General features: G+C 41.4%; 20 protein-coding genes. 14 read left to right on the forward strand and 6 right to left on the reverse strand.

Annotated features, from left to right (window positions below; translation table 11 throughout):
- The 6 genes from A9239_RS17510 to A9239_RS17535 all read left to right on the forward strand — a co-directional run.
- Positions 1-209 (forward strand): DUF1646 family protein (locus A9239_RS17510; RefSeq protein WP_141706509.1); only part of this gene is annotated, 209 nt, incomplete at its 5' end.
- A gap of 942 nt (positions 210-1151) precedes the next feature.
- A complete protein-coding gene (locus tag A9239_RS17515; protein WP_048120737.1) occupies positions 1152-2264 on the forward strand; it encodes a DUF1646 family protein in 1113 nt (370 codons plus the stop codon).
- A 640-nt stretch (positions 2265-2904) separates the two neighbouring features.
- Positions 2905-4191, forward strand: a complete 1287-nt coding sequence (gene rbcL, locus A9239_RS17520; protein ID WP_048120735.1) for a type III ribulose-bisphosphate carboxylase — start codon at positions 2905-2907, stop codon at positions 4189-4191.
- 49 nt (positions 4192-4240) lie between these two features.
- Positions 4241-5344, forward strand: coding sequence for an L-threonylcarbamoyladenylate synthase (locus A9239_RS17525; RefSeq protein ID WP_048120733.1), 1104 nt, complete (start codon positions 4241-4243; stop codon positions 5342-5344).
- Positions 5345-5565: 221 nt separating this feature from the next.
- The gene (locus tag A9239_RS17530; RefSeq protein ID WP_048120731.1) at positions 5566-5799 is read left to right on the forward strand and encodes a hypothetical protein; all 234 of its coding nucleotides are present in this window, start codon (positions 5566-5568) and stop codon (positions 5797-5799) included.
- A gap of 32 nt (positions 5800-5831) precedes the next feature.
- The gene (locus A9239_RS17535; protein WP_048120729.1) at positions 5832-9272 is read left to right on the forward strand and encodes a DNA polymerase II large subunit; all 3441 of its coding nucleotides are present in this window, start codon (positions 5832-5834) and stop codon (positions 9270-9272) included.
- Positions 9273-9651: 379 nt separating this feature from the next.
- Here the strand turns inward: A9239_RS17535 and mmp10 are convergent, their stop codons facing one another.
- Entirely contained in the window at positions 9652-10887 is a 1236-nt protein-coding gene (gene mmp10 / locus A9239_RS17540; RefSeq protein WP_048120727.1) for a methyl coenzyme M reductase-arginine methyltransferase Mmp10, read from the reverse strand.
- 420 nt (positions 10888-11307) lie between these two features.
- Here mmp10 and mcrB point away from each other — a divergent pair, with 420 nt between their 5' ends.
- Genes mcrB through mcrA form a run of 5 tightly spaced genes read left to right on the forward strand, consistent with a single transcriptional unit; the run spans position 11308 to position 16250 of the window.
- Positions 11308-12612, forward strand: coding sequence for a coenzyme-B sulfoethylthiotransferase subunit beta (gene mcrB / locus A9239_RS17545; RefSeq protein ID WP_048120725.1), 1305 nt, complete (start codon positions 11308-11310; stop codon positions 12610-12612).
- A gap of 24 nt (positions 12613-12636) precedes the next feature.
- Complete coding sequence (mcrD, locus tag A9239_RS17550; RefSeq protein ID WP_048120724.1) at positions 12637-13152, forward strand: methyl-coenzyme M reductase operon protein D; 516 nt, start codon at positions 12637-12639, stop codon at positions 13150-13152.
- Between the two features lie 6 nt (positions 13153-13158).
- A complete protein-coding gene (mcrC, locus tag A9239_RS17555; RefSeq protein WP_048120722.1) occupies positions 13159-13779 on the forward strand; it encodes a methyl-coenzyme M reductase I operon protein C in 621 nt (206 codons plus the stop codon).
- Between the two features lies 1 nt (position 13780).
- Positions 13781-14527, forward strand: a complete 747-nt coding sequence (gene mcrG, locus A9239_RS17560) for a coenzyme-B sulfoethylthiotransferase subunit gamma (protein ID WP_048120721.1) — start codon at positions 13781-13783, stop codon at positions 14525-14527.
- A 10-nt stretch (positions 14528-14537) separates the two neighbouring features.
- Positions 14538-16250, forward strand: a complete 1713-nt coding sequence (gene mcrA, locus A9239_RS17565) for a coenzyme-B sulfoethylthiotransferase subunit alpha (RefSeq protein WP_048120720.1) — start codon at positions 14538-14540, stop codon at positions 16248-16250.
- Between the two features lie 278 nt (positions 16251-16528).
- On the opposite strand, the gene A9239_RS17570 is transcribed toward mcrA, so the two are convergent.
- The 5 genes from A9239_RS17570 to A9239_RS17590 all read right to left on the reverse strand — a co-directional run bounded on the left by A9239_RS17570 (position 16529) and on the right by A9239_RS17590 (position 22934).
- Positions 16529-17509 carry a 50S ribosomal protein L11 methyltransferase gene (locus A9239_RS17570; RefSeq protein ID WP_048120718.1) on the reverse strand — a complete coding sequence of 327 codons (981 nt, stop codon included), beginning with the start codon at positions 17507-17509 and terminating at the stop codon, positions 16529-16531.
- A gap of 400 nt (positions 17510-17909) precedes the next feature.
- Positions 17910-19202: a 3-phosphoshikimate 1-carboxyvinyltransferase gene (gene aroA / locus A9239_RS17575; RefSeq protein WP_048123356.1), complete on the reverse strand. Its 1293-nt coding sequence runs from the start codon at positions 19200-19202 to the stop codon at positions 17910-17912.
- A gap of 260 nt (positions 19203-19462) precedes the next feature.
- Entirely contained in the window at positions 19463-20116 is a 654-nt protein-coding gene (locus A9239_RS17580) for a thymidylate synthase (RefSeq protein WP_048120716.1), read from the reverse strand.
- Positions 20117-20595: 479 nt separating this feature from the next.
- Positions 20596-21456 (reverse strand): zinc metalloprotease HtpX, encoded by an 861-nt coding sequence (gene htpX, locus A9239_RS17585; protein WP_048120714.1) that lies wholly within the window; start codon positions 21454-21456, stop codon positions 20596-20598.
- Between the two features lie 557 nt (positions 21457-22013).
- Positions 22014-22934, reverse strand: a complete 921-nt coding sequence (locus A9239_RS17590) for a restriction endonuclease (protein ID WP_048120713.1) — start codon at positions 22932-22934, stop codon at positions 22014-22016.
- 189 nt (positions 22935-23123) lie between these two features.
- Here A9239_RS17590 and A9239_RS17595 point away from each other — a divergent pair, with 189 nt between their 5' ends.
- From A9239_RS17595 to A9239_RS17600, 3 genes are all read left to right on the forward strand, one after another.
- Positions 23124-24221: a hypothetical protein gene (locus tag A9239_RS17595; protein ID WP_230668984.1), complete on the forward strand. Its 1098-nt coding sequence runs from the start codon at positions 23124-23126 to the stop codon at positions 24219-24221.
- 473 nt (positions 24222-24694) lie between these two features.
- Complete coding sequence (locus tag A9239_RS20745) at positions 24695-24829, forward strand: hypothetical protein (protein ID WP_255361978.1); 135 nt, start codon at positions 24695-24697, stop codon at positions 24827-24829.
- A gap of 625 nt (positions 24830-25454) precedes the next feature.
- Complete coding sequence (locus A9239_RS17600) at positions 25455-26255, forward strand: carbon-nitrogen hydrolase family protein (RefSeq protein ID WP_048154045.1); 801 nt, start codon at positions 25455-25457, stop codon at positions 26253-26255.
- Positions 26256-26334 lie beyond the last annotated feature (79 nt).

Genomic DNA, 26334 nt, shown 5'->3' on the forward strand with positions numbered 1-26334 from the left:
TCGGACCTGCTATGAGTGAACTACAGATAAAGAGCATCCTTATGGGGCTTTTAGTTTCAGGTGGAATGCTGATCCCAGGAAATATCCCGAACATCATCTCTGCAGGAAAACTTGGTATAACCAGCAAAGAATGGGCAAGACTTGGATTACCCATGGGCCTTATCATAATGGCTATCTATTTCGTCGTTGTCTTTGTGCTTGGGATCTAAACTTAAAATCTGCTCATCATTGTAAATAGGATTAAGTTTCAAGATCCAGTAATTTTATTTTTAAATTTATCACTGGATCTTGAAATCGAATCTCGATAATACCCTTTAAACGGCAAGAATTTTAAAGAATCAGTTACACTTTTATTATATTTAATATGAAAGTACAGAACAAAACTGGCTCACAATGCTCTTTTTTAATTTTTGCTTACTAACATCTAAGCCTTCAACAACAATTCACTGCATCAGTTTAACGATGGTTTGAAAAACCATAGTTAGGACAACTTTACTACCCGAGGTAATGACTAGATCAATAGTCAAAAAAGGGTAAAGTAGAGTACTTTCATTTCTTTTTGCCTGTTATTCGAAGAATATCATGTCCGTTTAGCATGAAAGTGCTTTCAAGTACTTTCATATTTTTGTGCCTGCAATTTAGAATAATTTCATGTGCGTTTTATTCAAATTATTATTTCTCTAAACACCATCCATATTTCATTAGGCATTTTTCTATAATTGTTACCAGATAGATTCCGAAATCCCCTGGTTGGAATGACAACTGGAGTAAACTTCTCCAGAGTCTGATTATTGTTTCCTTCTTACTTTTTCTGCTGACTTTATTAAAGGAAATTAGCCTTGACAACTTGCTTATAATCCTTGTATATGGTTTGCAATGTTGATTGCGAAGTAAAGAAACACTTTCTTCAAGCTTGAATATCAATTTTCATACAAAGTAATCTGTAGAGTAAGCTTGATTTTTTTCAGCTTCAAGGACGTTAAATCGAGTATGAACGGAATAAATATATTATTGAATGGTGTATTATAGGTTAATATATAATAAAGCAGGTCATTTTAATGACCATATATTCGAGGCTTTGTAATATTTTCCTACATATAAGTCTCCCCAGGCAATCAATAATCTAAAAATTACCAGAGGAGGAAAAAGTAATGGCTCTTGACCTAGGAGTTTTAATTGGATTTCTTGTGATATTCCTGGCCGTATTGCTAGGGCCTTTTAAAATACATGTTATTGAAGAGAATCTGGAAGTATTTCTTTTCATATGCGGAGTGCTTGCAATGTCCCTATCAGGTTTTGCTAAGATTCCGGGTGTAGAGACGGGATGGAATTTGAAGATAATCGAAGAGGCAGTAACTGCACCGCTGCATGTTGGGGATATATTCGGCATTCCAATAGGCATATTCCAGATAGTGCTTGTCGTCGGCTTGATTATTTATAAATGGCATGCCCCGATTCACAAGGCAATCAGAAAGTTGACTGACATGCTTTCAGTCAGGATTCTGGCCTTTATTCTGATTGTCGTCCTTGGATTTACTTCAAGCGTGATGTCAGCTATTCTTGCAGCAATTATTCTCGTTGAGGTGGTTAATGCGATGCCTCTCTCACGAAAATCCAAGATAGACCTGACAATTATTGCATGTTTTTCAATTGGACTTGGAGCTGCGCTTACTCCCCTTGGTGAACCTCTTTCGACAGTCGCGGTCTCAAAATTATCCGGTGCACCTTACCATGCCGATTTCACGTTCTTATTTAATATGCTAGGAAAATATATAATTCCAGGTATCCTTGCTTATGGTATCGTTGGAATGTTTTTTCTTGGAAAAGCCGATACAAAAGAGCATGAAATGGAAGTTGCAGACTATAACGAGACTGTAAAAGATGTTGTAATGAGGGCTGTCAAGGTTTATGTGTTTATTGCAGCACTCGTATTGCTCGGAGAAGGGTTCAAACCTATCATTTTCGAGTACTTTATTCAGGTTCCGTCTATGGCTCTCTACTGGATTAACATGGTTTCTGCTGTCCTTGATAATGCCACTCTCGCAGCTGCTGAGATAGGGCCTGTCCTCAGCGAATTCCAGATAAAAAGTGTACTAATGGGACTTTTAATATCAGGTGGAATGTTGATCCCAGGAAATATCCCGAATATCATCTCTGCGAGCAAATTGGGTATAACCAGTAAGGAATGGGCAAGGCTTGGATTACCTCTTGGACTTGTCTCGATGATCGTATATTTCATTTTGCTGTTCGTACTCGGTATTTGATAGTAAAATGTTCGCGTTTAACCGACAGTTTTACCTGGTACAGCAGTTTAACTTAGTCACAGTCTCAAACGAATAAAAAAAACCTTAAGGACGTACTAAGAGATTTATTTAAGCCGAATCTAAAAAATAAACCTGAAATGTAACTTAAATCACGAAGTGGAGAGCAAAATCACTAAGATTTCAGCACTCTTTAGAACAACACAACTCTAAAATATGTGATTATTCAAATATTCACATACTTATTCCAGTATGCATGGATTAACTTATTCCAGTATACATGGATTATGTGTTATCTCTAAAAGTAACTAAATTTTTATAGTCAGTAAACTTTACATTGAATTTGAAGAAAATACTTTTTGCTCTTCACTATTTTAATTAAATAACTCAAGATTATGGTTAATTTTGTTTATTATGTTTTGTCGAAATTGAATTCTATTGTTTTTCTGTTTCTTTTTACGTTATTAACTCAATTTGAAGAGGATACACTCGTACTACTTTTTTCGATTCCTCAAATAAACAAGTTTTTATTTATGTTAAGTTACTTCCTTCAATCAGGACTTTAATTCTATCTAGTGTATTCTAATATATTTATTCTGGAAATTACCATCTGGAGTTTACTTATTAAGTTAGGAGGAAAACAATGCGAAGGGATTATATAGACACGGGCTACAGCCCAAAAGATACCGATTTTATCTGTGAATTCCATATCGAACCGTCAGCAGGAGTGAATTTTGAAGAAGCTGCAACTCATATGGCAGGGGAAAGCTCCATAGATTCCTGGACTGAAATTGCCACGCTTAGTCCCGAACTTGCAGCCAGGCTAAAGCCACATGTTTTTTACGTGGACGAGGACGCACAGACTGTAAGGGTAGCTTATTCGGAAGAGCTCTTTGAACTTTATTCGGTCCCGCAGGTACTCAGCGCAGTTGCAGGAAATATCTTGAGTATGAAAATTGTTGACAATCTCAGACTCCAGGATATAGCTTTCCCGAAGTCAATGCTTCGAGAATTCAAAGGTCCTGGATTCGGGTTGCCAGGAATCAGGAAACTTACAGGTGTGCAGGACAGGCCTCTCATAGGAACTATTGTCAAGCCGAAAGTTGGATTAACTTCCGAAAAACATGCTGAAGTGGCTTACAATTCCTTTGCAGGCGGTTGCGACCTTGTTAAAGATGATGAGAACCTTACGGATCAGAAATTTAACAAATTTGAAAAAAGAGCTGAACTTACCCTGAAGCTTGCAGAAAAGGCAGAATCTGAAACCGGAGAGCGTAAAATGTATCTCTGTAATATCACTGCTCCTACCTGTAAGGAAATGATCCGTCGCATGAATATCCTTAAAGACCTGGGTGCCAGCTATGCGATGATCGACATCGTACCTGTAGGTTGGACTGCACTTCAGACCCTGAGGGAAGAAGCAGGCGATGCAGGATTAGCTCTCCACGCCCACCGATGCATGCATTCAGCCTATACCCGGAACCCACGCCATGGGATAAGCATGCTTGTAGTTGCCAAGCTCTGCAGGCTGATCGGGCTTGACCAGCTTCACATAGGTACGGTTGTCGGGAAGATGCACGGAGAAAAACACGAGGTTCTGTCTCTCCGTGACGAATGTGTTCTAGATAATGTGCCTGCAGATGAAAGCCAGCACGTCCTTGCCCAGGACTGGGGAGGGTTGAAGCCCATGTTCCCAGTTGCTTCCGGAGGGCTTGCCCCTACTATGATTCCTGACCTGTACACTATCTTCGGAAGGGATGTTATTATGCAATTCGGTGGTGGTATTCACGCTCATCCAATGGGTACTGCAGCCGGAGCCACTGCTTGCAGGCAGGCACTCGAAGCATCTCTTGAAGGAGTTAGCTTGCAGGAATATGCGAAAAACCACAGAGAACTTGAAGCCGCCATCAATAAGTGGCTGAAGAAATAAGCCAGAGAACTAGCTACAGAAAATTCTAATCGAAAAGGAGTTTACCCCTGTGCAGGCAGAAAACGGAAGTAAAGTAAATACTCTGGTTTTTCGGGTTTCCGAAGAAAATTTTGATTCCGTCCTTGAAAGAGCGTCAGCGATTATCAAGCGTGGTGGGACTGTAGCTTTTCCCACTGAAACAGTCTACGGTCTTGGAGCTGACGGCTTGAACCCCGAGGCAGTCCTGAAGATTTTTGAGGCAAAAAAGCGCCCTCCGGGAAATCCCCTTAGCCTGCTTGTCCACTCAAAGGAAGATGTTGAGAGAGTGACAAAAAATATCCCGGAAAGCGCTTTCAAGCTAATGGATGCTTTCTGGCCTGGCCCTCTTACGATTATCCTGGAGAAAAACGACATTGTTCCCGACATTACTTCAGGAAAACTAAAATCAATAGGAGTCCGAATGCCTGACCACAGCGTTCCTCTGGAATTAATAAAGAGAGCAGGCACTCCTCTTGCTGCTCCCAGTGCCAACCTGTCAGGAAAGCCCAGTCCAAGCCTTGCAGCCCATGTCATCTCGGATCTTGCAGGTAGGATTGATGCAATTCTTGACGGAGGGGAGGCTGCCATAGGGCTTGAGTCAACTGTAATTGATATGACTGTTGAGCCACCTGTTGTGCTCAGGCCTGGGGCCGTAAGTCTCGAAGAGCTTGAAAGTATTATAGGAAAGGTTAGATCCGGATACAAAAGCGGTGAAGCTGGGGATAAATCGGATCTGCCGGAAAAGAAGGCAGGTCAGAAATATGGGCATTATATCCCTGATACAAAGGTTGTGCTTGTCGAAGGAGAAGGTAAATCGGTTTCGGGTCAGCTTGTCAAATTACTTGAAAGTTACATAATCGAAGGGCAGAAAGTTGGGCTTCTTCTCAGTGAGGAAACCAGTAAGGAAACTGCACCTGTCCTTGCTTTAAAAAATCTGGGCCCAGATGAGTGCTTTTTGCTGGGGTCCAGGTCAGAGCCGGACGTGGCTGCCAGGAAACTCTTTGAAGGACTCAGAACGCTTGATAAGAACGGGCTGGATGTAATCGTGGCTGATGGGTCCTTCAGCCGTTCTGGGCTTGGGGAAGCTCTCATCAACCGACTGAGGGAAGCGTCCTCAATAAAGATTGTTGCTTAAGCTCAATTACAATACAGTGTTAATCTCAATTGCAATATAGCGTTTAAGCTCGATTACGATGTAGTGTTTAATCTCAATTGTAATACAGTGTTTAATCTCAATTGTAATACAGTGTTTAATCTCAATTGTAATACAGTGTTTAATCTCAATTGTAATACAATGTTTAATCTCAATTGTGATGCAAAATTGAATATCTAGTTAGTGTTTGAGAGGGAAGAACTTTGAACGCCGAGAAAAAGGAAAATCTGGAAAAAAAGCGGGCTTACAAAAAAGTCGTAGATCAGAATAAAAAAATAAACAAGATTAATCTTGTAGTTCTGGCTGTGGGCCTACTTTTAACAGTTCTGGGCATGGAGAAAGTAGGGAGCTATCTTCTCTGGGTAGGTATTTTTGTCCTTTTTATAACTTCAATTTCAAGTATTTTCGCATCTGGATCTCTTCGCAAGCAGAGGTAATACCAATTTTTCTTTTTTAAAGGGGCTTTTTAATGGGTGAAACAATTGCAAGTAAGGAAATGCACGAATATTTTGACGAACTCGAAGCAAGGCTCAAAGAGGCTATTAAGATTGCAAATACGGCTCGAGCTCGTGGAGGTGACCCAAAGCCCGTTGTAGAAATTCCTCTTGCCAAAGATCTTGCGGATAGGGTTGAGAACCTTATAGGAGTAGAAGGAGTAGCTGCAAAGATTCGGGCGCTTGAAGAAAAAATGTCAAGAGAAGAATGTGCTCTCGAAATAGGGCGTCAGGTCGCAGAAGGAGAAGTGGGAAACTTCGCAACAAAAAAGGATGCAGTTGAAGCTGCAATCCGGGTTTCCATGGCCGTCATTACAGAAGGAGTGGTTGCGGCCCCGATTGAAGGGATTAATAAGGTCGAACTGGGAAAGAACGACGATGGTTCCGAGTATATCCGAATTTTTTATTCCGGGCCTATCCGAAGTGCAGGTGGAACAGCCCAGGCTCTTTCTGTGCTCGTTGGCGATTACGTAAGGCGTGGGATAGGAATTGACCGCTATAAGCCAAGGCCTGAGGAAGTAGAGCGTTATGTAGAAGAGGTCGTTCTTTATAAAAGAGTCGCAAGCTTGCAGTATATGCCCTCGGAAGACGAGATCCGCCTGATAGTCAAGAATTGCCCTGTCTGTATTGACGGAGACCCAACCGAAGAAGCTGAGGTTGAGGGGCATAGGGATCTCGAAAGGATTGGGACAAACCGTATCAGAGGGGGAATGTGCCTTGTACTTGCCGAAGGGCTCGCCCTTAAAGCCCCCAAAGTCAAGAAACACGTTAATAAATTGCATATGGACGGATGGGACTGGCTGGATATCCTCATAGGAGGTGCAAAAACCGGAGGCGATGAAGAAGATGAGAAGAAAAATAAGATCAAGCCGAAGGATAAGTACATAAGAGACCTGATTGCAGGCAGGCCGGTTTTCTCCCATCCTTCAAGGCCAGGAGGGTTCAGGCTCCGCTACGGGCGGTCCAGAAATACTTCTTTTGCGGCTGCCGGGATCAATCCGTCTACTATGGTTCTGCTTGATGATTTTATTACTAATGGGACTCAGCTCAAGGTTGAAAGGCCTGGAAAGGCTGCAGCTATGTCTGCTGTAGACTCAATTGAAGGGCCAACCGTGCGCCTTTATTCCGGAGACCTTGTTCGTATAGATGATATAAAGGAAGCTTATGAGCTTCGCCCGCAGGTCGAGGTAATAGTAGATATTGGAGAGATCCTGATTAATTATGGGGATTTCCTGGAAAACAACCATCCTCTCATGCCTTCGCCTTACGTTTTTGAATGGTGGCGTTACGACTATGAAGCAGCTTGTTCTGAGAAGATACCTGAAGACGAGTTGAAAGATCCTTCGTCGGTTCTGGCTCTCAGGCTTGCGGAGGAATACGATGTCCCTCTACATCCGAAGTTTACGTATTTATGGCATGACATAAATCGAACTGAATTTGAGGCTTTAAGGGAATTCGTGATCGAGAAAGGAAATTTCTCGGTTGAAGACGAAATTCTCAGGTTGCCCCTGAAAGCCTGTATGGAGAATGGTGTCAAACTCATACTTGAAAAACTCCTTGTACTTCACAGGGTAAAAGCTGGCACAATCCTGATTAAAGAAGCTCTTCCTTTTATTCTCTGTCTTGGGCTTGACTGCCATCTGAAAGAGAAAGCCCAGATGCCTGATACCGATAACATGGTAAATGCTGCGGCTCTTTTAAGTGGATTTAAAGTTCTTCCGAGGGCTCCCTCGAGAATAGGAGCAAGGATGGGAAGACCGGAAAAATCTAACCTGAGAAAGATGTCTCCTGCAGCTCAGGTTCTTTTTCCTATAGGTAATGCTGGAGGACTTACGCGGAATCTTGTAGCCGCTTCAAATTATTCGGCCTCCATGAATGGGAAAATAGGCGAAATTGAAGTGGAGATGGGAATCAGAGAGTGTCCTGCCTGTGGGAAAGAGACTTATTTCTGGCGCTGTGATTGCGGAGAGTATACCCGTCCCAAACTCTTCTGTCCTCGCTGTAAAATTGAGGTTCGAAACTCTGAGACCTGCCCTAAATGCGGTAGAAAGCTAACTTCTGTTGCAAATGTCAAACTGGATTTCCGTTCTATATACAAGCAGGCTTTTGAGAATGTAGGGGAAAGAGAGAAAATGGACCTCATTAAAGGTGTAAAACGGCTCATGAACGGGCAGATGACCCCCGAACCCCTGGAAAAGGGAATCTTGAGGGCAAAACATGATGTCTATATTTTTAAGGATGGGACTGTCCGCTATGATATGTCAGATATCCCTCTTACACATATCAGGGCTGATGAAATCGGAATAACCGCAGCTAAACTCCGGGAACTCGGTTATGTGGAAGACATTTACGGAAATCCCCTCGAAAGAGATGATCAAATCGTCTGCCTGAAGGTTCAGGATCTTGTGATTTCTTATGACGGGGGCGGGTATATGCTGCGTACCGCACAATATGTGGATGACCTGCTTGTGAAATATTATGGAGTTGAACCCTATTACAATGCCAAAACAATTCAGGATCTTGTAGGCGTACTGCTCATAGGGCTTGCTCCACATACCTCCGCAGGCGTACTGGGGCGTTTAATAGGATTTACGAGAGCTTCAGTCGGCTATGCTCATCCCTTTTTTCACGCTTCAAAACGCAGGAACTGTGATGGAGACGAAGATTGCATAATGTTACTCATGGATGGAATCCTTAATTTCTCAAGGGCTTATCTCCCAGAGAAAAGAGGTGGGAAAATGGATGCTCCTCTTGTACTTACTACGAGAATCGATCCTAAAGAAGTGGATAAGGAGGCACATAATATAGATGTGCCTGCAAGATACCCTCTGGAGTTTTACAGGGCTACTCAGGAGATCAAAAATCCTACAGAGCTTGAAGGTATTATGGATCTGGTGAGTAGTCGACTTGGAACTCCGGAACAATACGAGCATTTTATGTTCACACATGATACTTCTGATATTGCTGCAGGTCCTCTCAATTCTTCGTATAAGACTCTTGGGAGCATGATAGAAAAAATGGAGGCTCAACTTTCACTTGCTAACAAAATAAGGGCAGTAGATGCTCCTGATGTAGCTGAAAGAGTGCTCAAGTCTCATTTCCTTCCTGATCTGCTAGGAAATCTCCGTGCCTTTTCTAGGCAGCGGATGCGCTGTATAAAGTGTGGAGCAAAGTTCAGGCGCCCTCCGTTAACTGGAGTCTGCCCTAAGTGCGGAGGTAATGTAGTACTGACCGTACACGAGGGAGCTGTTCGTAAATATCTTGAAATCTCAAAAGAAATTGGGGAACGGTACGGAGTTTCTAGCTATACCCAACAGAGAATTGAACTTTTGGATAAAGATATATGTTCTCTATTCGAAAATCACAGGGTTAAACAACTGGGACTTTCAGATTTCATGTCTGGATCTGCGCGCTGAGGAGGAATGGCACGAGATATTAAAATTTAAAATAAATTATTCTGGTTGTCTGAAAGGAGGCAGGGCAGTTTGAGAGCCCTAAAACACAGAAGTATTTATTAACCAGATCTCTTATTATTAACCAGATCTCTTATTTTACTGCAAACAGTCCTATCCTCCTTTCGAAAAGAGATTCTTTTCAAGTTTTGACTGTTTCTTATAGGGAAAAATCTACTCTCTTAAAGTTTATTATTTTTCTATATATTTTTCACGTATTTATATAATTATAGGCCTATTTATATACTATCTGTTTGATTATCTGTATCTTCTACATAATCATTTTTTTAATAATTTCCACCTTTTTTTACTCAGATTAAGGCTGGGTTTGATATAACCTGGTTTATTTTATAGGTAGCCCGAGGGCATTAATCTGCCCTATAAGTTCGGTAAAGTTTTTAATTTCCAGTTCCAGAACTTCTTCTTTGTTCATGCCTATCGACATTTCGCCGTCTACGGAGAGAAGTTCCGGACCCCTGCGAATAAGCCTGTCAACTCCATCTCTTTTTAAGGCCTCTTTAACTTCCATATCATGAACAAAAGCCCTACCCGGGATAAAAACAGTCTCGCTGACTTCAGAGAGGTCCATATTTTTGATATCTTCAATAGTAATGAGGCATCCAATGTCTTTTTTTGGGGAAACAACATTCACGGAACCTCCAAGAGCTTCAAAGATTTCCCTCATTCTTGGGGCTGCTATCTGGCCTGTAATAACAGTAGCTCTTTTTGTTGTCCTTGGAAGTTTTTCGAGAGCTTCGGGTACATTCCTGATAGCAAAAGGAGAGCCAATTAAGGGATCTTCAAGCGGGGTTCCTGTGATCCTCATAGAAGGGTGCTTTGATGCAGAATTACGTACCAGCTCTGTGAATTCCTGGATGTTTTGTGGGATTATGCCCGGAATAATAGGGGAGTTATTCAGGATAAGTCCATTTTCCGTAAAGTTTGCAAATCTCATTAGAATAGCTCCTTTTATACCCATAGTTTCAAGATCATTGAGGGTTTTATCAAGGATCTCTCTGTCATTTACTCCAGGAATGATAACCATCGCTCCGTATACATCACAATGAGCACAGAAGTCCCGTAGAACCTGTATAGACGCTTCGGGTTCCGGATCTTTCATGTATTCAGCTCTTAAAACCGGATCAGTCGCAAAGACGGTAAAACTTACCTCTGTGACTCCATGGTCTATATAGAAAAGAGCATCATCAGGCTTGTTGAAACCTTTTCCGCTTGTGTACCCAAGGTGTATGGGGATCTTGAACTGAGATAAAAAAGAGACAAGATCTTTCAGTTCAGGATAACAGCTTAAATCGCCTCCTCCGCTAATAGTGAATTTTTTAATCTCTCCACTTGCGAAATAGAGTTTTCTTGAAGTTTCCTCCAGTACTATCTGAAGAGGCTTGAAACCTGAATATGATTCCTTTACACTGCGTGTGCAGTAGTCACATCCCTTTTTGAAAGGGAGACAATACTTGCAGCCCAGAGGCTGAACGTCTTTAACCTTTTTGAAATAACAATATTTGCAAAAGCCTCTACAATCTACTCCTGGATTTCCGCCTACGTCGACAACTACTTCCATATTAAACTTTCGTATTACTAAGATATTACTAATTCTTTTTGGTATGACTCTCAGGTGTAAAACAACATATTCATAAATTTAATACTATTTTGTCATTTTCCTGCGCAATATTTTTATTAAGTAATTTAGTATATTTTTAACAGGCTTTAAGTACATTGAAAATTCATTTTTCGATTGATACTGTTTTCTTATATATTTCTACAAAAATAGATTACAAATTAATAAAATATATTTTAAAAAAAACACATAAATTAATTTATCGGAGAACACAAAAGATTTAAGTACCTTCTAAACGAATGAGATTTCATTGGGAATAGTGGACACTTAAAAACAAAGCGGTACTTGATTTATTGAGTGCAAAAGCACTCGAGTAGGTGACCAGTCCCAAAATGATTTTAATAAATTAAGGAGGAAATTAAAGTGTCTGACACAGTAGACATCTACGACGACAGAGGAAAACTGCTCGAGAGCAATGTCGACATTATGAGCCTTGCTCCAACAAGAAACGCAGCAATTCAATCGATCATCATGGACACTAAGAGGTCAGTTGCAGTCAACCTCGCAGGTATTCAGGGTGCACTTGCCAGTGGCAAGATGGGCGGAAAGGGCCGTCAGATCTTAGGCCGCGGACTTAACTATGACATTGTAGGCAATGCTGATGCAATTGCAGAAAATGTTAAAAAACTCGTCCAGGTCGATGAAGGCGACGATACCAATGTCATCAAAGTCAAAGGCGGAAAGAGCCTCTTGATCCAGTCCCCAAAATCCAGGATTATTGCAGGTGCCGACTTCATGTCCGCAACAACAGTTGGTGCAGCAGCAGTCACCCAGACTATTATGGACATGTTTGGAACCGATCCTTATGATGCTCCTATCGTAAAAGCAGCTGTCTGGGGAAGCTACCCACAGACAATGGATCTCATGGGCGGTCAGGTTCAGGGTATTCTCAGCATCCCTCAGAACAATGAAGGTCTTGGCTTCTCCCTCAGGAACATTATGGCCAACCACGTTGCAGCAATCTCCAACAGGAATGCAATGAACGCATCAGCTCTCTCTTCCATCTACGAGCAGTCTGGTATCTTCGAGATGGGTGGAGCAGTCGGTATGTTCGAGAGGCATCAGCTCCTCGGTCTTGCATACCAGGGTCTCAACGCCAACAATCTCTTATACGACATTGTTAAGGAAAACGGTAAGGATGGAACCATTGGAACCGTTATCGAATCCGTTGTCCGCAGGGCAATTGAAGCTGGTATTATCTCCGTTGACAAGACCGCTCCCTCTGGATACAACTTCTATAAAGCAAACGACGTCCCCAAGTGGAATGCCTGTGCAGCAGTCGGTACCCTTGCAGCCACTCTCGTGAACTGTGGTGCAGGCCGTGCAGCTCAGAACGTTTCCTCAACACTTCTCTACTTCAATGATATCCTTGAGAAGGAAACTGGTCTCCCAGGATGTGACTACGGTAAAGTAGAAGGTACCGCGGTAGGGTTCTCATTCTTCAGCCACTCCATCTATGGTGGCGGTGGGCCTGGTGTCTTCAACGGTAACCACGTCGTTACCAGACACTCCAGAGGATTCGCAATCCCCTGTGTATGCGCAGCAGTCGCTCTTGATGCAGGTACCCAGATGTTCTCAATCGAATCAACATCCGGCCTGATAGGTGACGTGTTTGGTGCAATACCAGAATTCCGCGAGCCGATTAAGGCAGTTGCAGGAGTGCTCTAAGCATATAACTCAAAAGGTCTAAAGATGTCAGACTCTGCTTCAAATACGGAAGATTCTATTCAAATCGAAATTTTTCCCAGTAGAATCCTGTCCCCTGAAACGGCTCAGAAGCTCATGGGCGAAATCTACAAGGTGGACGGGGTAATCCGCGTCATGGTGCAGGGCAACAGGCTGCCTGATAGGGTGTCTGCCGGCCCCGGTACTGGGGAAAAAGTGGAACATCCACTGAGAAAACCTATTCAGATTGGAGATCAGGTTATCGAATTGAAGGTCTGTGTGGGCAGGATCAGGGTTGAACTTTCAAACGCCGAAGCTAAAGAACAGATCAGGGAAGTTTGCGAAAAATTGCTTCCATTTCCCTTTGAATTCAGGGAAGGGCATTTCCTCAGGAAAAAGCCTACTGTAACTGACTATGCTAAACTTGGTCCTGAAACAGATCCTCGGTTGCTTGGTATGGTAGATCCTAAAGCCAAGACAGACCAGCTCATCTTTATCGAGAAACAAGGTGAACAAGAAGAGACAAAGGACAAAGATGAGTGAAAACGTATGATGATTGATCGGGAAACGCAGGTAGTTGATTGCCGATGCGGTGCAGGACTTGGTAAAGGAGGAGGGCTTGCCCAGCGAGGTACTCTTTCGGAAGCCGGCCGTGCTGAGGTAGTAGCTATTGCCATGAGTCCCGGCCAGAGACATATTACAAGGCCGGTATGTGAGATCACATACGGCATGAGGAAAGAAAACATTCAGGTCAGTGTGCTGGTACTATACTCTGGTTCCGGAATTCCTGAATCAGGTATGAGAACCGGGTCTTTTGTACTGAGTCCGGTAGAAGTAGCACAGATTGAAATGCACAAGCTGGCCGTGATTCACCTCGGAAATATCAAGGATCATGTGGTTAGAAAGACCAGGGAAATCCTGAGCCAGGCTAATATTCCGGCGATTGTAGTCAGCCAGATCCCGGTAGATTTTGAGGATTTTGCAGAGGCAGGGATAAAGACGAGATTGGTAATGCCAAGGGATGAAAATATTCGTACAAAAGGAATTGTGATGAATATGGTGAGTGGAGTTACACGCGGTGATTCCTGTCCCAGGGACAAACTAAATCTTATCATTAAATACGTCAAGACTACATTAGACCAGTTAGAAGATCATAAAGGAGTTGCATGAGATGGCTTACGAAAGACAATTTTATCCAGGCGCAACATCAGTTGCCGCTAACAGAAGAAAACACATGTCTGGAAAACTTGAGAAACTCAGGGAAATTTCAGACGAAGACTTAACCGCAGTTCTCGGGCACCGTGCCCCAGGAAGCGACTATCCAAGCACCCACCCACCACTTGCAGAGATGGGAGAGCCTGCATGTTCGACCCGTGAAAACGTTGTACCTACACCCGGTGCAGCAGCAGGAGACAGAGTAAGGTACATTCAGTTTGCTGACTCAATGTACAACGCGCCTGCAACCCCATATTTCAGATCCTATTTTGCAGCAATCAACTTCAGAGGTGTAGACCCAGGTACCCTTTCAGGCCGTCAGATCGTTGAAGCCCGTGAAAGGGATATGGAACAGTGCGCAAAGGTTCAGATGGAAACCGAAATCACTGACCATGCACTCGCAGGTGTGCGTGGTGCAACTGTGCACGGTCACTCTGTCCGTCTCCAGGAAGACGGTGTAATGTTCGACATGCTCGACAGGAGAAGACTTGAAAACGGTACTATCATAATGGACAAGGATCAGGTTGCAATCCCACTCGACAGGAAAGTAGATCTCGGCAAGCCAATGTCCAGTGAAGAAGCTGCAAAGAGGACTACCATTTACCGTGTGGACAACGTAGCCTTCAGAGACGACAAAGAAGTCGTTGAATGGGTACACAGGATATTCGATCAGAGGACAAAATTCGGTTTCCAGCCAAAATGAGGTGACCACAATGGCAGCAGACATTTTCTCAAAATTTAAAAAGGATATGGAAGTCAAGTTCGCACAGGAATTTGGTGCAAACAAGCAGACTGGTGGTGACATCACCGGCAAGACTGAAAAGTTCCTGAGGTTAGGCCCTGAGCAGGACCCCAGAAAGGTCGAAATGATTAAAGCCGGTAAGGAAATTGCTGAGAAGAGAGGTATTTCATTCTACAACCCAATGATGCACTCCGGTGCTCCTCTTGGTCAGCGTGCAATTACTCCTTACACCATCTCCGGCACTGACATTGTTGCAGAGCCTGATGACCTGCACTACGTCAACAACGCTGCAATGCAGCAGATGTGGGATGACATCAGGAGGACCTGTGTTGTCGGTCTTGACATGGCTCACGAGACCCTTGAGAAGAGGCTGGGTAAGGAAGTCACTCCTGAAACCATCAACCACTACCTTGAAGTCCTTAACCACGCCATGCCCGGTGCAGCAGTGGTTCAGGAAATGATGGTCGAAACCCACCCTGCTCTTGTTGACGATTGTTACGTGAAAGTCTTCACAGGTGACGACGCCCTTGCAGACGAAATCGACAAGCAGTACCTTATTGACATCAACAAGGAGTTCTCAGAAGAACAGGCAGCTCAGATTAAGGCTTCCATCGGCAAGACATCCTGGCAGGCAATCCACATCCCAACAATTGTCTCCAGAACAACAGATGGTGCTCAGACCACAAGGTGGGCAGCCATGCAGATCGGTATGTCTTTCATCTCCGCATACGCAATGTGTGCTGGTGAAGCAGCCGTCGCTGACCTTTCCTTTGCTGCAAAACACGCAGCTGCTGTTTCCATGGGTGAAATGCTCCCAGCAAGGCGTGCACGTGGACCTAACGAGCCCGGTGGACTTTCCTTCGGTCACCTGTCAGATATCATCCAGACAAGCCGTGTCTCCAAAGACCCAGCAAAGATCGCTCTTGAAGTCGTCGGTGCAGGCTGTATGCTCTACGACCAGATCTGGCTCGGATCTTACATGTCCGGTGGTGTCGGATTCACACAGTATGCAACAGCTGCATACACTGATGATATCCTTGACAACAACGTGTACTACGACGTTGACTACATCAACGACAAGTACAATGGCGCTGCAAACGTCGGCAAGGACAACAAGGTAAAGGCAAGCCTCGACGTCGTAAAGGACATCGCAACCGAGTCCACACTCTACGGTATCGAGACCTACGAGAAGTTCCCAACTGCCCTTGAAGACCACTTCGGTGGATCCCAGAGAGCAACTGTGCTCGCAGCCGCAGCCGGTGTTGCCTGCTCACTTGCAACCGCAAACGCAAACGCCGGTCTATCTGGCTGGTACCTCTCCATGTACCTGCACAAGGAAGCATGGGGCAGACTCGGATTCTTCGGTTTCGACCTGCAGGATCAGTGTGGTGCCACAAATGTTCTGTCCTACCAGGGCGACGAAGGTCTCCCAGACGAACTCCGTGGTCCAAACTACCCCAACTATGCAATGAACGTCGGTCACCAGGGTGGATACGCAGGTATCGCTCAGGCAGCCCACTCAGGTCGCGGAGACGCATTCACCGTCAACCCACTCATCAAGGTCTGCTTCGCTGACGACCTCCTGCCCTTCAACTTCGCTGAGCCCAGGAGAGAGTTCGGCCGCGGTGCCATGAGAGAGTTCGTGCCTGCTGGTGAGAGATCCCTCGTCATTCCAGCAAAGTAAACTCAATAAATGAACATACTAAAACAGAGTAGGCCAGAAGGTCTACTTTTTGTCTTTTTTTCTATACTGGTTTTTCTTTACTGTTTTTCCGGAATTATGATTTCTTGAGGAAAAAAGGTCTTTTTCATTGTTTTACTGATATAATGGATATTCCGGCTAAAAAAAGGGATTGTCAGCTACGAGGGTTACAAATTCAAGCATTGGATAATGGTTTCCACCTTTTATTGATAGGGCTATCAAACAATATTTCTACCGTTATAAGCTCATATAATTCTCCCTCAAACCACAACAACTTTTTTGCCTAATTTTTCTCCAGCTTCAACAAATTCTATTGTATCCACACCAGGAAATGTGTCTATAATACAAATATCAAATTTTTCATCTAAATAATTCGTTAATTCTCTTACATCCATATTATAAACTTCAAATTTGTCTCCAGATGCTATTAATCCTTTTTCACTACCTGAAAATTTGACTGGAAACCCATTAGCTTCTAAATTAATCAAAGTAATTTCTATTGCAGGGCTCCATATGTCATTGAAAACAACTTTTTGCGCGTTGGCTTTAAGGCATGCGATTCCTAAAGTCCCAGGGCCACATGTACAATCAAGAACAGTAGGCTTATCATAATCTTTCAAAGCTTTTTCAAGTATCTCTATTTTGGGCGATTTTACCTGTGGGAACTCTATGTGAATTTCACGCTGATATTTGTATATTCCTAAAGCACCATAAGGAGTCTGTACAATATCACATCTCAGATCGCATCCAGCAAGAAGTTCATATACATGAGGATTTGAATCCGAATCTTTTATACCCACAGTTTTTCTTATATCTCCCTTTAAAACTCCTCTAACTTCCCTAACTTCCGTTATAATTCTTTCAGCACATTTTTTATCCACTTTATCAGATAATATTACTAAAGAACCCTTAGGTAAATAGGGAACAGAATCAGTTAGATAACCAGGAGTCACAAGAGGTATACATGAGTTCCTTAAATTAGCTTTTTTGTCTTTTATTCCTTCATTGATCATTATTTTTAGCACGTGAGACATTACAATATCAAGATGCCTCTTACCGCATTTACAACTTCCAAAATCGTTATCTATTTCATCTAAGTTAATTTGTTCTGCTAGAGGAGAGAATTTCTTTATTTTTTCTGTTTTGCAATCTTTGCATGGTTTATAGAATAACTCAATGTCTTTTAGCGCTTCCGAAATAGGCCTTATGCAAGTATCTCCACACCTACACCTCATTTCCATATACTCAAATATGGAATATTTTGTATAAGTACTATGTCATTTCTTATCATTCCTGGGTTTCACTTTGGATTCACTTAGGAAGAAACTGATTTTTTGACCTATTGGAGGTCAATCAAAAAGAAAATATCAAAACATATTAAAACACATTAAAACACATTAAAATACATTAAAACATATTAAAACATATTAAAAAATATCAATAATTATTAAAAAGAATGTATTAAAAAGAAAACGTTAATAAGAATATATTAACAAGAAAACATTTAAATTCTGAGGATACCTTTTACTATCAGTTATCAAACTTATATTAAATCTGCATCTGGTCTTCATCTAATCTTCTTCTAATCTTCTTCTAATCTTCTTCTAATCTGCACTTAGAAATCTTTATTGTATTTTCAATTTATTCTTCCGAAATATCCTCAATTTTTGCTCCAAGGCTGCGCATATCTTTAAAGAAGTCCGGGTAAGAAATCGATACAGCTTCTGTTGTGTCAACTGTTGTATTTCCTGCAAACATTCCTGCTATTGAAAGAGCCATAACTATTCTATGGTCATCCCAGCCATGCACTGATGCTCCATGCAGTTTTCCGCCGGTAATGGTCAGACTATCTCTTTCTTCTTTTAGGTCTACCCCAAGCTTCGGAAGTTCGGTTGCAAGGGCTTGCAAGCGGTCCGTTTCCTTATATCTGACATGCTCGGCATTTACAATCCTGCTAGTCCCTTCAGCAACTGCGGCCAGGACAGCAACGGTAGGGACAAGGTCAGGGGTTGCCCCGGCGTCAAAAGTTGTAGCTTTTAATTGTCTTCCTCCCCTGACGGTCACATTGCCTGCTTTTTTATCCCAGGTAATATCTGCTCCCATCTGTCTCAGGATTTCAATGATTACCTTATCTCCCTGTTTTGAAGGAAAGAGGTTTTTGACTGTAACCTCAGATCCGCTTATCATAGCTGCGGCTGCAAGGAGGTAGGATGCAGAGGAAAAGTCTCCGGGAACAGTATAATCTTTGAAATCATACTTCTGTTTTCCCGGGATTATGAATCTGGTACCATTACTGTCATCTACATGAACTTTAATGCCTGCAAGTTCAAGCATTTCAAGGGTTACGTCCACATAAGGTCGTGACTTAAGTTTTCCTGTAATAGAAAGGGTGGTACTGTTTTCGGCAAGCGGGCAGGTTATTAAAAGAGCCGAGATAAACTGAGAACTGATAGAACCGTCAATACTCACATCTTGTCCTTTAAGTCCGCCTTTAACGACAAGTGGAGCTCTCTCGTTTCCTCGAGTGGAGCAGGCTTTTACTCCCAATTGATTGAGAACTTCAAGAAGAGGCCCGTTTGGCCGGGTACGAAGGGAGGTGTCTCCGGTAAGCACTGTAATCCCATCAGTAAGTGCTGCTACTGCAGTCATAAATCGAAGAGTTGTCCCCGAATTTGCAGCATCAATTATGTCATCAGGGACATTTGGTTTTCCATTAATTCCGTGAATAATAAGCCTGTCTTCGTTCCTCTCAACCGAGGCCCCAAACATCTCGGAAGCCCGGACCGTGGCAAGAGTATCAGCTGAAATCAGGGGACGCCTGACGGTTGATTCTTTTGAAAGAGCTGCCAGAGTTACAGCTCTGTGAGTGTAACTTTTTGAAGGTGGAGCAAAGACTTTCCCTTTGATCGAGGATTTGTCAATAGAAACACGCATGTGTACCAGATCTCTTCTGTTTCTTATTGGATTTTTCATGAGATTCAGGTGCTTACTTCTAGCTTCTGAATAACTTTTTTACAACGCTGCTAATAACAACAAAATTGAATATTTCGAGTATGATTCATAACTTAGTTTAAAACTTAGTTTAAAACTCATTTTAGAACTCATTTTAGAACTTAGAACTTAGTTTAAAACTCATTTTAGAACTTAGAACTTAGTTTAGAACTTAGAACTTAGTTTAGAACTTAGTTTAAAACTCAGTTCACCCCTTTTACGATGTTCTCTACCATATCCCAGTCGTGCTCATAGATATGTGCTGAGATACTGATAGTTGTGATTGTTCCGGGTTCTGTTCCCACCCTATCAGCCACATACTTTAGGAGTTTCGAGAGCCCATAGAGGTTTGCCGGATAGGCTCCCCCAAAGTCGTGGCTTCTGAAGAGAGTTGTGAGGTGTATCTCTCCATCTCTTATTTTAAAGTCGTCGAGCATCATACAGGGGACTTCATTAACTTTTGTATCTACCGGAGGAATCCAGGTAACTGCGATTGCTCGTCTGGAAGTAGGATTTTTCTGCAGCTTTTCGATCACATAATCTATCTGATCTACCTTTCCATTCCAGTCCCGAAGGCGCTGCCCGTATGTGTATTCAAAGTCCTGTGTATTTTCCCCTGAGATCAGTTGTTTTGCATACTCTTCAAGTCTTTCTTCATTCCAGGCAGTCTCATGCGGGATTCTGTCAGTGTAGGGATTTTCAATTATGATCATCAAGTCCATAAATTCCCTGATCTGGCTTCCTCTTTCATCCGTAATAACCTGTCCGTGATTTTGGATAATGTTAAGCCCGCGATACCATGCATCAGAGATCGTTTTTGCCCTGACAATTCTGCCAATTTCAAATCTGTCTTCCATTGAAAATTCCCCGATAAAATCAAGATAGGGTATGCACAATTGATATCCTGATCCGAAATATCTCAAATCCGGCACTTTGACCAATGTCTCTAATTTTTGGGATTTTTCGGATACATTTTCCCATAGCTAAATATGGTACAATATTCTACATAGGTAGTTATTTATTCTTTTTTCTTTACTCACCACTTTCTTTTATAAGTTCTTTCTCTAAAATATAACTTAAAATCTCACTATGTATATTGATAGCATATATCATGCACGATTTAAAAAAATATCGGGCAAAAAAAGGATATGAAAATTCCGGACAAAAAATACGGAAAAGAGATCAAATAAAATTTAAAGAAAAATAAGCAGTTGGATATAAACTGAATTAAAATCCGGATAAAACAATCTCTGAATAAATGGATCAAAATTAAACACTTGGAAAACTAAAAAAATCCTGGATAAAAGAATTAAAAATAAAGGTCTGAGAAATATTCTCAGACCCTCATTGCCCTAAGGCGCCTTACCCTTTCATCGGTTGCTGGGTGAGTGCTAAAGAGAGACTGGATTGCTCCTCCTTTTAATGGATTAACAATAAACATGTGGGCGCTGCTTTCCTTTGCCTGCACGTCTGAAACTCTCGGACTGTAGTGAGAGTTCCCATATTCGAGTTTTTCAAGGGCACTGGCAAGAGCCCAGGGTTTTCTGGATATGCTGGCTCCTTCTGCATCAGCTGCATATTCTCTTGACCTTGAGATTGCAAGCTGAATCAAAGTTGCAGCGATAGGCGCTAGAATTGCCATCGCGATGAGGCCTATGATTCCTCCATTATCATCATCTCTACTGCCGCCGAAGCCGCTGAAAATTGCAGCCCATTGTGCCCAGTGAGCAAGCATTGTGATAACACCTGCAAGGGTTGCAGCTATGGCACTTATCAGGGTGTCTCTGTTCTTCACATGTGCAAGCTCGTGTGCCAGCACGCCTTCCATTTCTTCATAAGATAGTAGCTGAAGTATTCCTGTTGTAGCAGCCACAGCCGCATGCTCTGGGTTTCTTCCGGTTGCAAAGGCATTTGGCATTCCGGATTCTACGATATACACTTTGGGCTTTGGGATTCCTGCTTTCATAGCCAGTCCATCGACGATCCTGTGCAGGTTCGGAGCTTCCGCAGGTGAAACTTCCTTTGCCCTGTACATTTTGAGTACTATTTTGTCGCTGTACCAGTAACTTCCAAGATTCATAATTATTGCAAACAGGAACGCAATAATCATTCCGCCCGTACCCCAGTGGCTTCCTATCAGAACCATGAGGCCTGTAAGGGTGGCAAGCAAAATTGTAGTTTTAAGCATGTTCTTCATGACTTATCACACGACGTCCTCCCAGGCTAATGTCTGGGTTTTCGGTCTTTGATTCTAATTTCTAAACTTATTTTTATAAATTAAGCAGATTAGAATCGGTTTTATATCACCTGAATATAGATATATATCTTTTCTCCTGCAAGCGCAGGTTAATACATTTGTGTTATTTCGATTTCCTTATTTATCCTAAATCAATTTAAAATTCTCTTAAAAGGCAACTTTATTCTCAAATTGGGAAATCTCATTCAAAAAATTATATTTTCTTCTGGAATCTCCCCCATCAAAGTTTACATTAATAACTAGTATCTCTTTTTTGATATATTTACATTTGCATGTTTCACTCTTTTAGTTCGATTTCTAACTATTATTGTGGCTTCAAGTATATGTATTTATTGAATAACTGGTTCCAAAACTCAAAATTACTTATTTGAATCCCATATTCCGAATAATCAATTGTTTTTTGATCACAAAAATAGTTTTGAAACTTTACTAATTTGAGGTAAAATTAGTTTTGGGATGGACTTATTCAGTAACCAAATAAAAAAATAAAAATATAGTTACTTTAATCCATTGTCAAAATAATCAGTGTCAATCTTTTTAACATCGTAAGACTTTACTTTTGAAACTCCCACATCATACTCAATCATTAGTCTTGCAAGTGTTTCTCCATTAATCAACACAATGTTCCCTGTGAAATTGGCATATTCAATAGCTTCTCTTGAAAAAGTAGAGGTTGTTATAAAGACTCCTTTCTTTGCTTTCTTTCCTATCAGAGCACCTGCAAATTTCTGGATTTCAGGTCTTGGGACGGTACCTTCCCAGCGTTTTGCCTGAATATAAATTACATCAAGTCCAAGCCTATCTTCCTTTATGATTCCATCGATCCCACCATCGTGACTTCTACCAACTGCTTTTCCTGCATCTGCTCTTGAGCCTCCATATCCCATTTTTGTCAAAATATCAACAACAAGTGATTCAAAGAAGCTGGCTGAACATTTTTTTATGATAGAGATAACTTCTGAAACGAGTTCGTTGTGCAGCTCCTGATATGCTATTTCAAGGAACTCTTCAGGATCCAGGTCTTTTTTCCTTTCTATTTTTGGAATTTCTGATTTATCGATTAAAGTAGGCTTGTCTCTGTTATAAAAAGCATTAAATTCTTTGTATTGTTTCAAAAAATTAACATCAATAGATGCAGGATTTTCTTTAAGGACATACAGGCCTCTCTGGGTAATGGAAAAATATCCTTTTCTTCCAGAATCAAGCAAGCCAGCTTTTTTCAGGTAAGTACATGCCCATCCAATTCGGTTATTAAATACAGCTTGCTGGCCACTTGGCAAAAGTTCTCTTCTTTCTTCTTCGCTTAATCTTAACTCTTCTGCAAGATGCTCAATAGCATTGCGAATTTTATGCTCTTCTCCATCTCCTGCATATTTAAGCAAAGGAAGCATTAAGGATTGATAATCTGGAACTGCCATTAGATCACTCAAAAAATATGTTAGTCCTACTTAGAACTTTGAGTATGTGTCTTTTTATAGTTTATCATTTTGTATCTTTTCACGTAATCTTGATTCTATTTCAAAAATTACTCTTCCACAAAAGGTTGCTTTCCAGTAAACATCGTAAAATCCAAACCTTTATACCTTTTCCTTTCCCAAAAACTTCTCATGTCCTCTTCAGGCATTTCTCTTCCTCTCAAAACGGAACATTCTATTAAAGACCGTCTCTACTGGAATTTCTTAAACGTGATACCTTTCCTGATCGGTTCAATCGCAATCATTAGGGATTCGATTAAATGGGTAGCGGTTTACATAGGAATAGCCCTTTTTTTCTTCCTGGTTATCGAATTCAGGTTCGCATGTACTCATTGTTTTTACTATATCCAGAGCAAAGGCTGGGTAAAGTGCATGATGCTTTCTGGAGTACCAAAAATTTTTAAAGATCGTCCCGGACCTCTCAGTCTTTTTGAAAAGATTATTACTGTTCTTGGGGCTTTGCCCGTATTCCTTTTTCCGGTTTACTGGCTTATCAGTGACCATCTACTTCTAGGAGCTTATATTGTTGCATGGGTACTGTTCTTTCTGACAGCCCATCGATATGAGTGTGTAAAGTGTATTAACTTTGAGTGTCCTATGAATCGGGTGCCAGCAAAAATACAAAAAAATTTTAAAAATAGAGGTAATCTCTCAGATAACTTTGATCTTTCTGGAAATGAATTTCGGATATCAGGCTCAAACAGATATTCTTCACTTAAAATACAACATGAATTTAAGGACTTTCTCTACTGGTACTTCGTAACCTTATTTCTTCTATTTTTGGCGGGACTTGCAATTGGTATTTACTCAACAGGGTGGGTACTTGCCTATATTTTCTTAGTTTTCTTTCATTTTTATGTCTTGGAACAGCGTTTTTTCTGCACCCATTGCCCTTACTATGTAATGAGTGAAAAAAAAGTGAGATGCATGATGAATTGGGGTTGGCCGAAGCATTTCAGATCCAGGCCGTATCCTCCGGGAAAATTCGATCTTGCCGTTACTATTCTTGGGTTTCTGGTTGTGCTTCTCTTTCCTGTTCCCTGGCTTTTGAAAGAACCGTTTCTATTGGGTGCTTACCTTGTTTCTATTTCGATTTTCTTGTTAACGATATGGAGGTATGAGTGTTGCCGTTGTATCTATTTTGGATGTCCTTTTAACAGAGTTTCGGCTGAAGTGAAGAATGAGTTTGAGAGGAAAAAGAGAGTTGACTGCGAGTTTGGAGAAGATTAAACTGTAAGGTTGAGGCAGGTTAGAATAGAATTTAGGATTAAACAACTCTTCACTGTTTTTTATGGATTGAAAATAATTGCTTAGTTAGAAGGTATTCAGACCAGATAGTAAAATATCAAGCTTGAATGTGATTTTCAGCAACAACTGGTTATATATTTGATATATGTGACTTCAACATTTTGGAACTAAATGTAAGTTACCCACTCGAAGTAGCGAAGAACCAATTTTGTTCTGAAAAACGGTTAAAAAATTTTTGGTTAAATGAAGTTTGACTGGAAATGAAAGTGTTTTTCTTGTTGGTTTTGGTGTCTTTCTCAAGGATTGGAGATATATGTTATCTAACAGGCTATTAACTTTTCTAAACTAATTTTACTTCATGTAACAGAAACTTATTTATATTACAACACGGTAATCTATTTCCGTAGTTTATGTCTCAAATAATGGACTACAACCAAACAAAAGGAGTTTCAGAAATGAAAGACGCAACCCAGGAGACTTCTCTCAAACCCGTTTTGCATGGGTTTTTGTTAAGCAACGGCATGTTTATCACTCCAGCGGAAATGGAAATTATGGAAAGCCTCGGGGTTGTCCGATCAACAAAAATCTGAATTCTAGAAATAAACCGGAAAAAGACACGTGGTTGGGCAGGCCAAAAAACTTTTCGGAAACAATCTGTAATAATACCTTAAAAAGTTTTGATCCCTTTATTAACCCTATAAAAGTCTCGATCTGTTAGATCATGAAAAAATTCAAAAAAAGCCTCCAGTAGAACACCCTTTAAAAACCAAACAAAAACGACTCCCATAAATCAGCAAAACCTCCAATCCCTGTACAAATCTGTAAAAAGCCGGAGAAGTTCTAACTAATATTGATTTCCTCCATAAGCTAATTTACTTAAAAAACGAGGATGCTTAGTCAACGAGACCAGAAAAACAGATTGAATAATTTACTGATATATCCGATTTGCCTGTTCTCTTCTGTCTTTTCCGGTTGAAATTTCCCACTGTTTCTTTCTAGTAATCTCTCTTAGCAATCTTCATTAACAGTCCTTCTTTAGCAGTCTTTCTTTAACAGTCCTTCTTTAACATTCTTTCATATACTTCGCCTGTAAAGCCTTATTTGGTTTCTTTTCAGGTTTCTTTCAGCTTGTACTGGAACTCCATCTAACTATGAAATGGAGTAACTTTATGAAGTAAAATAACTTATACTTCGTGCAATGAAAGAGTGACAACCATGAAAGCTGCCTGTATCCAGATGAATATCTCCCTTTGCTCAAAAAAGGAAAATCTTGAGCGTGCCCTCTCCCTGGCAGAAGAAGCGGTTTCGAAAGAAGCTGAATTACTTGCATTTCCGGAAGTTTTCTCTACTGGTTTCTGTTATGACCACATAGCTGAAGTAGCTGAAACTGCTTCAGGTCCTACCATTGGAGCCTTATGTGATTTTTCAAAGGAATACGAATGTATCCTTGCAGGCTCGATGATAGAACAAAGAGTAGGTGCAGAATTCAACAGTGAAATGAACATCCCTCCTCAGTTCAACCTGGGGTTCTGCATTGAGTCCGGAAAGCTAGTTGGTATCCACCGAAAAACTCAGCTTTACGGTCTTGAGAAAGAATATTTTGCACTTGGAGAAGATATACATCCTATTCGGCTGAAAAAGTATGACCTCTCCATGGGGCTTATGGTATGTAACGAAATCCGGTATCCGGAAGTTTCCCGGAAACTTGCTCTCGAAGGAGCAGATCTTCTGGTTTCGGCTTCAGATATGCCTGATTTTTATATCTATCCATGGCGTATTATGTCCCTTTCTCGAGCAATTGAAAACCAACTGCCACATATCGCCTGTAACAGAGCGGGAAACGATAGGTTCTCAACTTATCCTGGCAGATCTTTTATTGCCGACGGATGGGGTCGTATTCTGGCAGAAGCCGGAAGTGAAGAGTGTGCTCTAATAGGGGAAATTGATCTTGAAAAGATAAAAGAGATCAGGCAAACTGGTTCCATCATCGAAGATCGGAGGCCTGAGATTTATTAATTCAGGATTGAGTTAATACGCATTTAGAAAAGAACCCATTTTAAAGAATATATTGGAATTAAGAGTTAGAATCTTAGAA

Source organism: Methanosarcina sp. A14, assembly GCF_001729375.1.
Lineage (GTDB): Archaea > Halobacteriota > Methanosarcinia > Methanosarcinales > Methanosarcinaceae > Methanosarcina > Methanosarcina barkeri.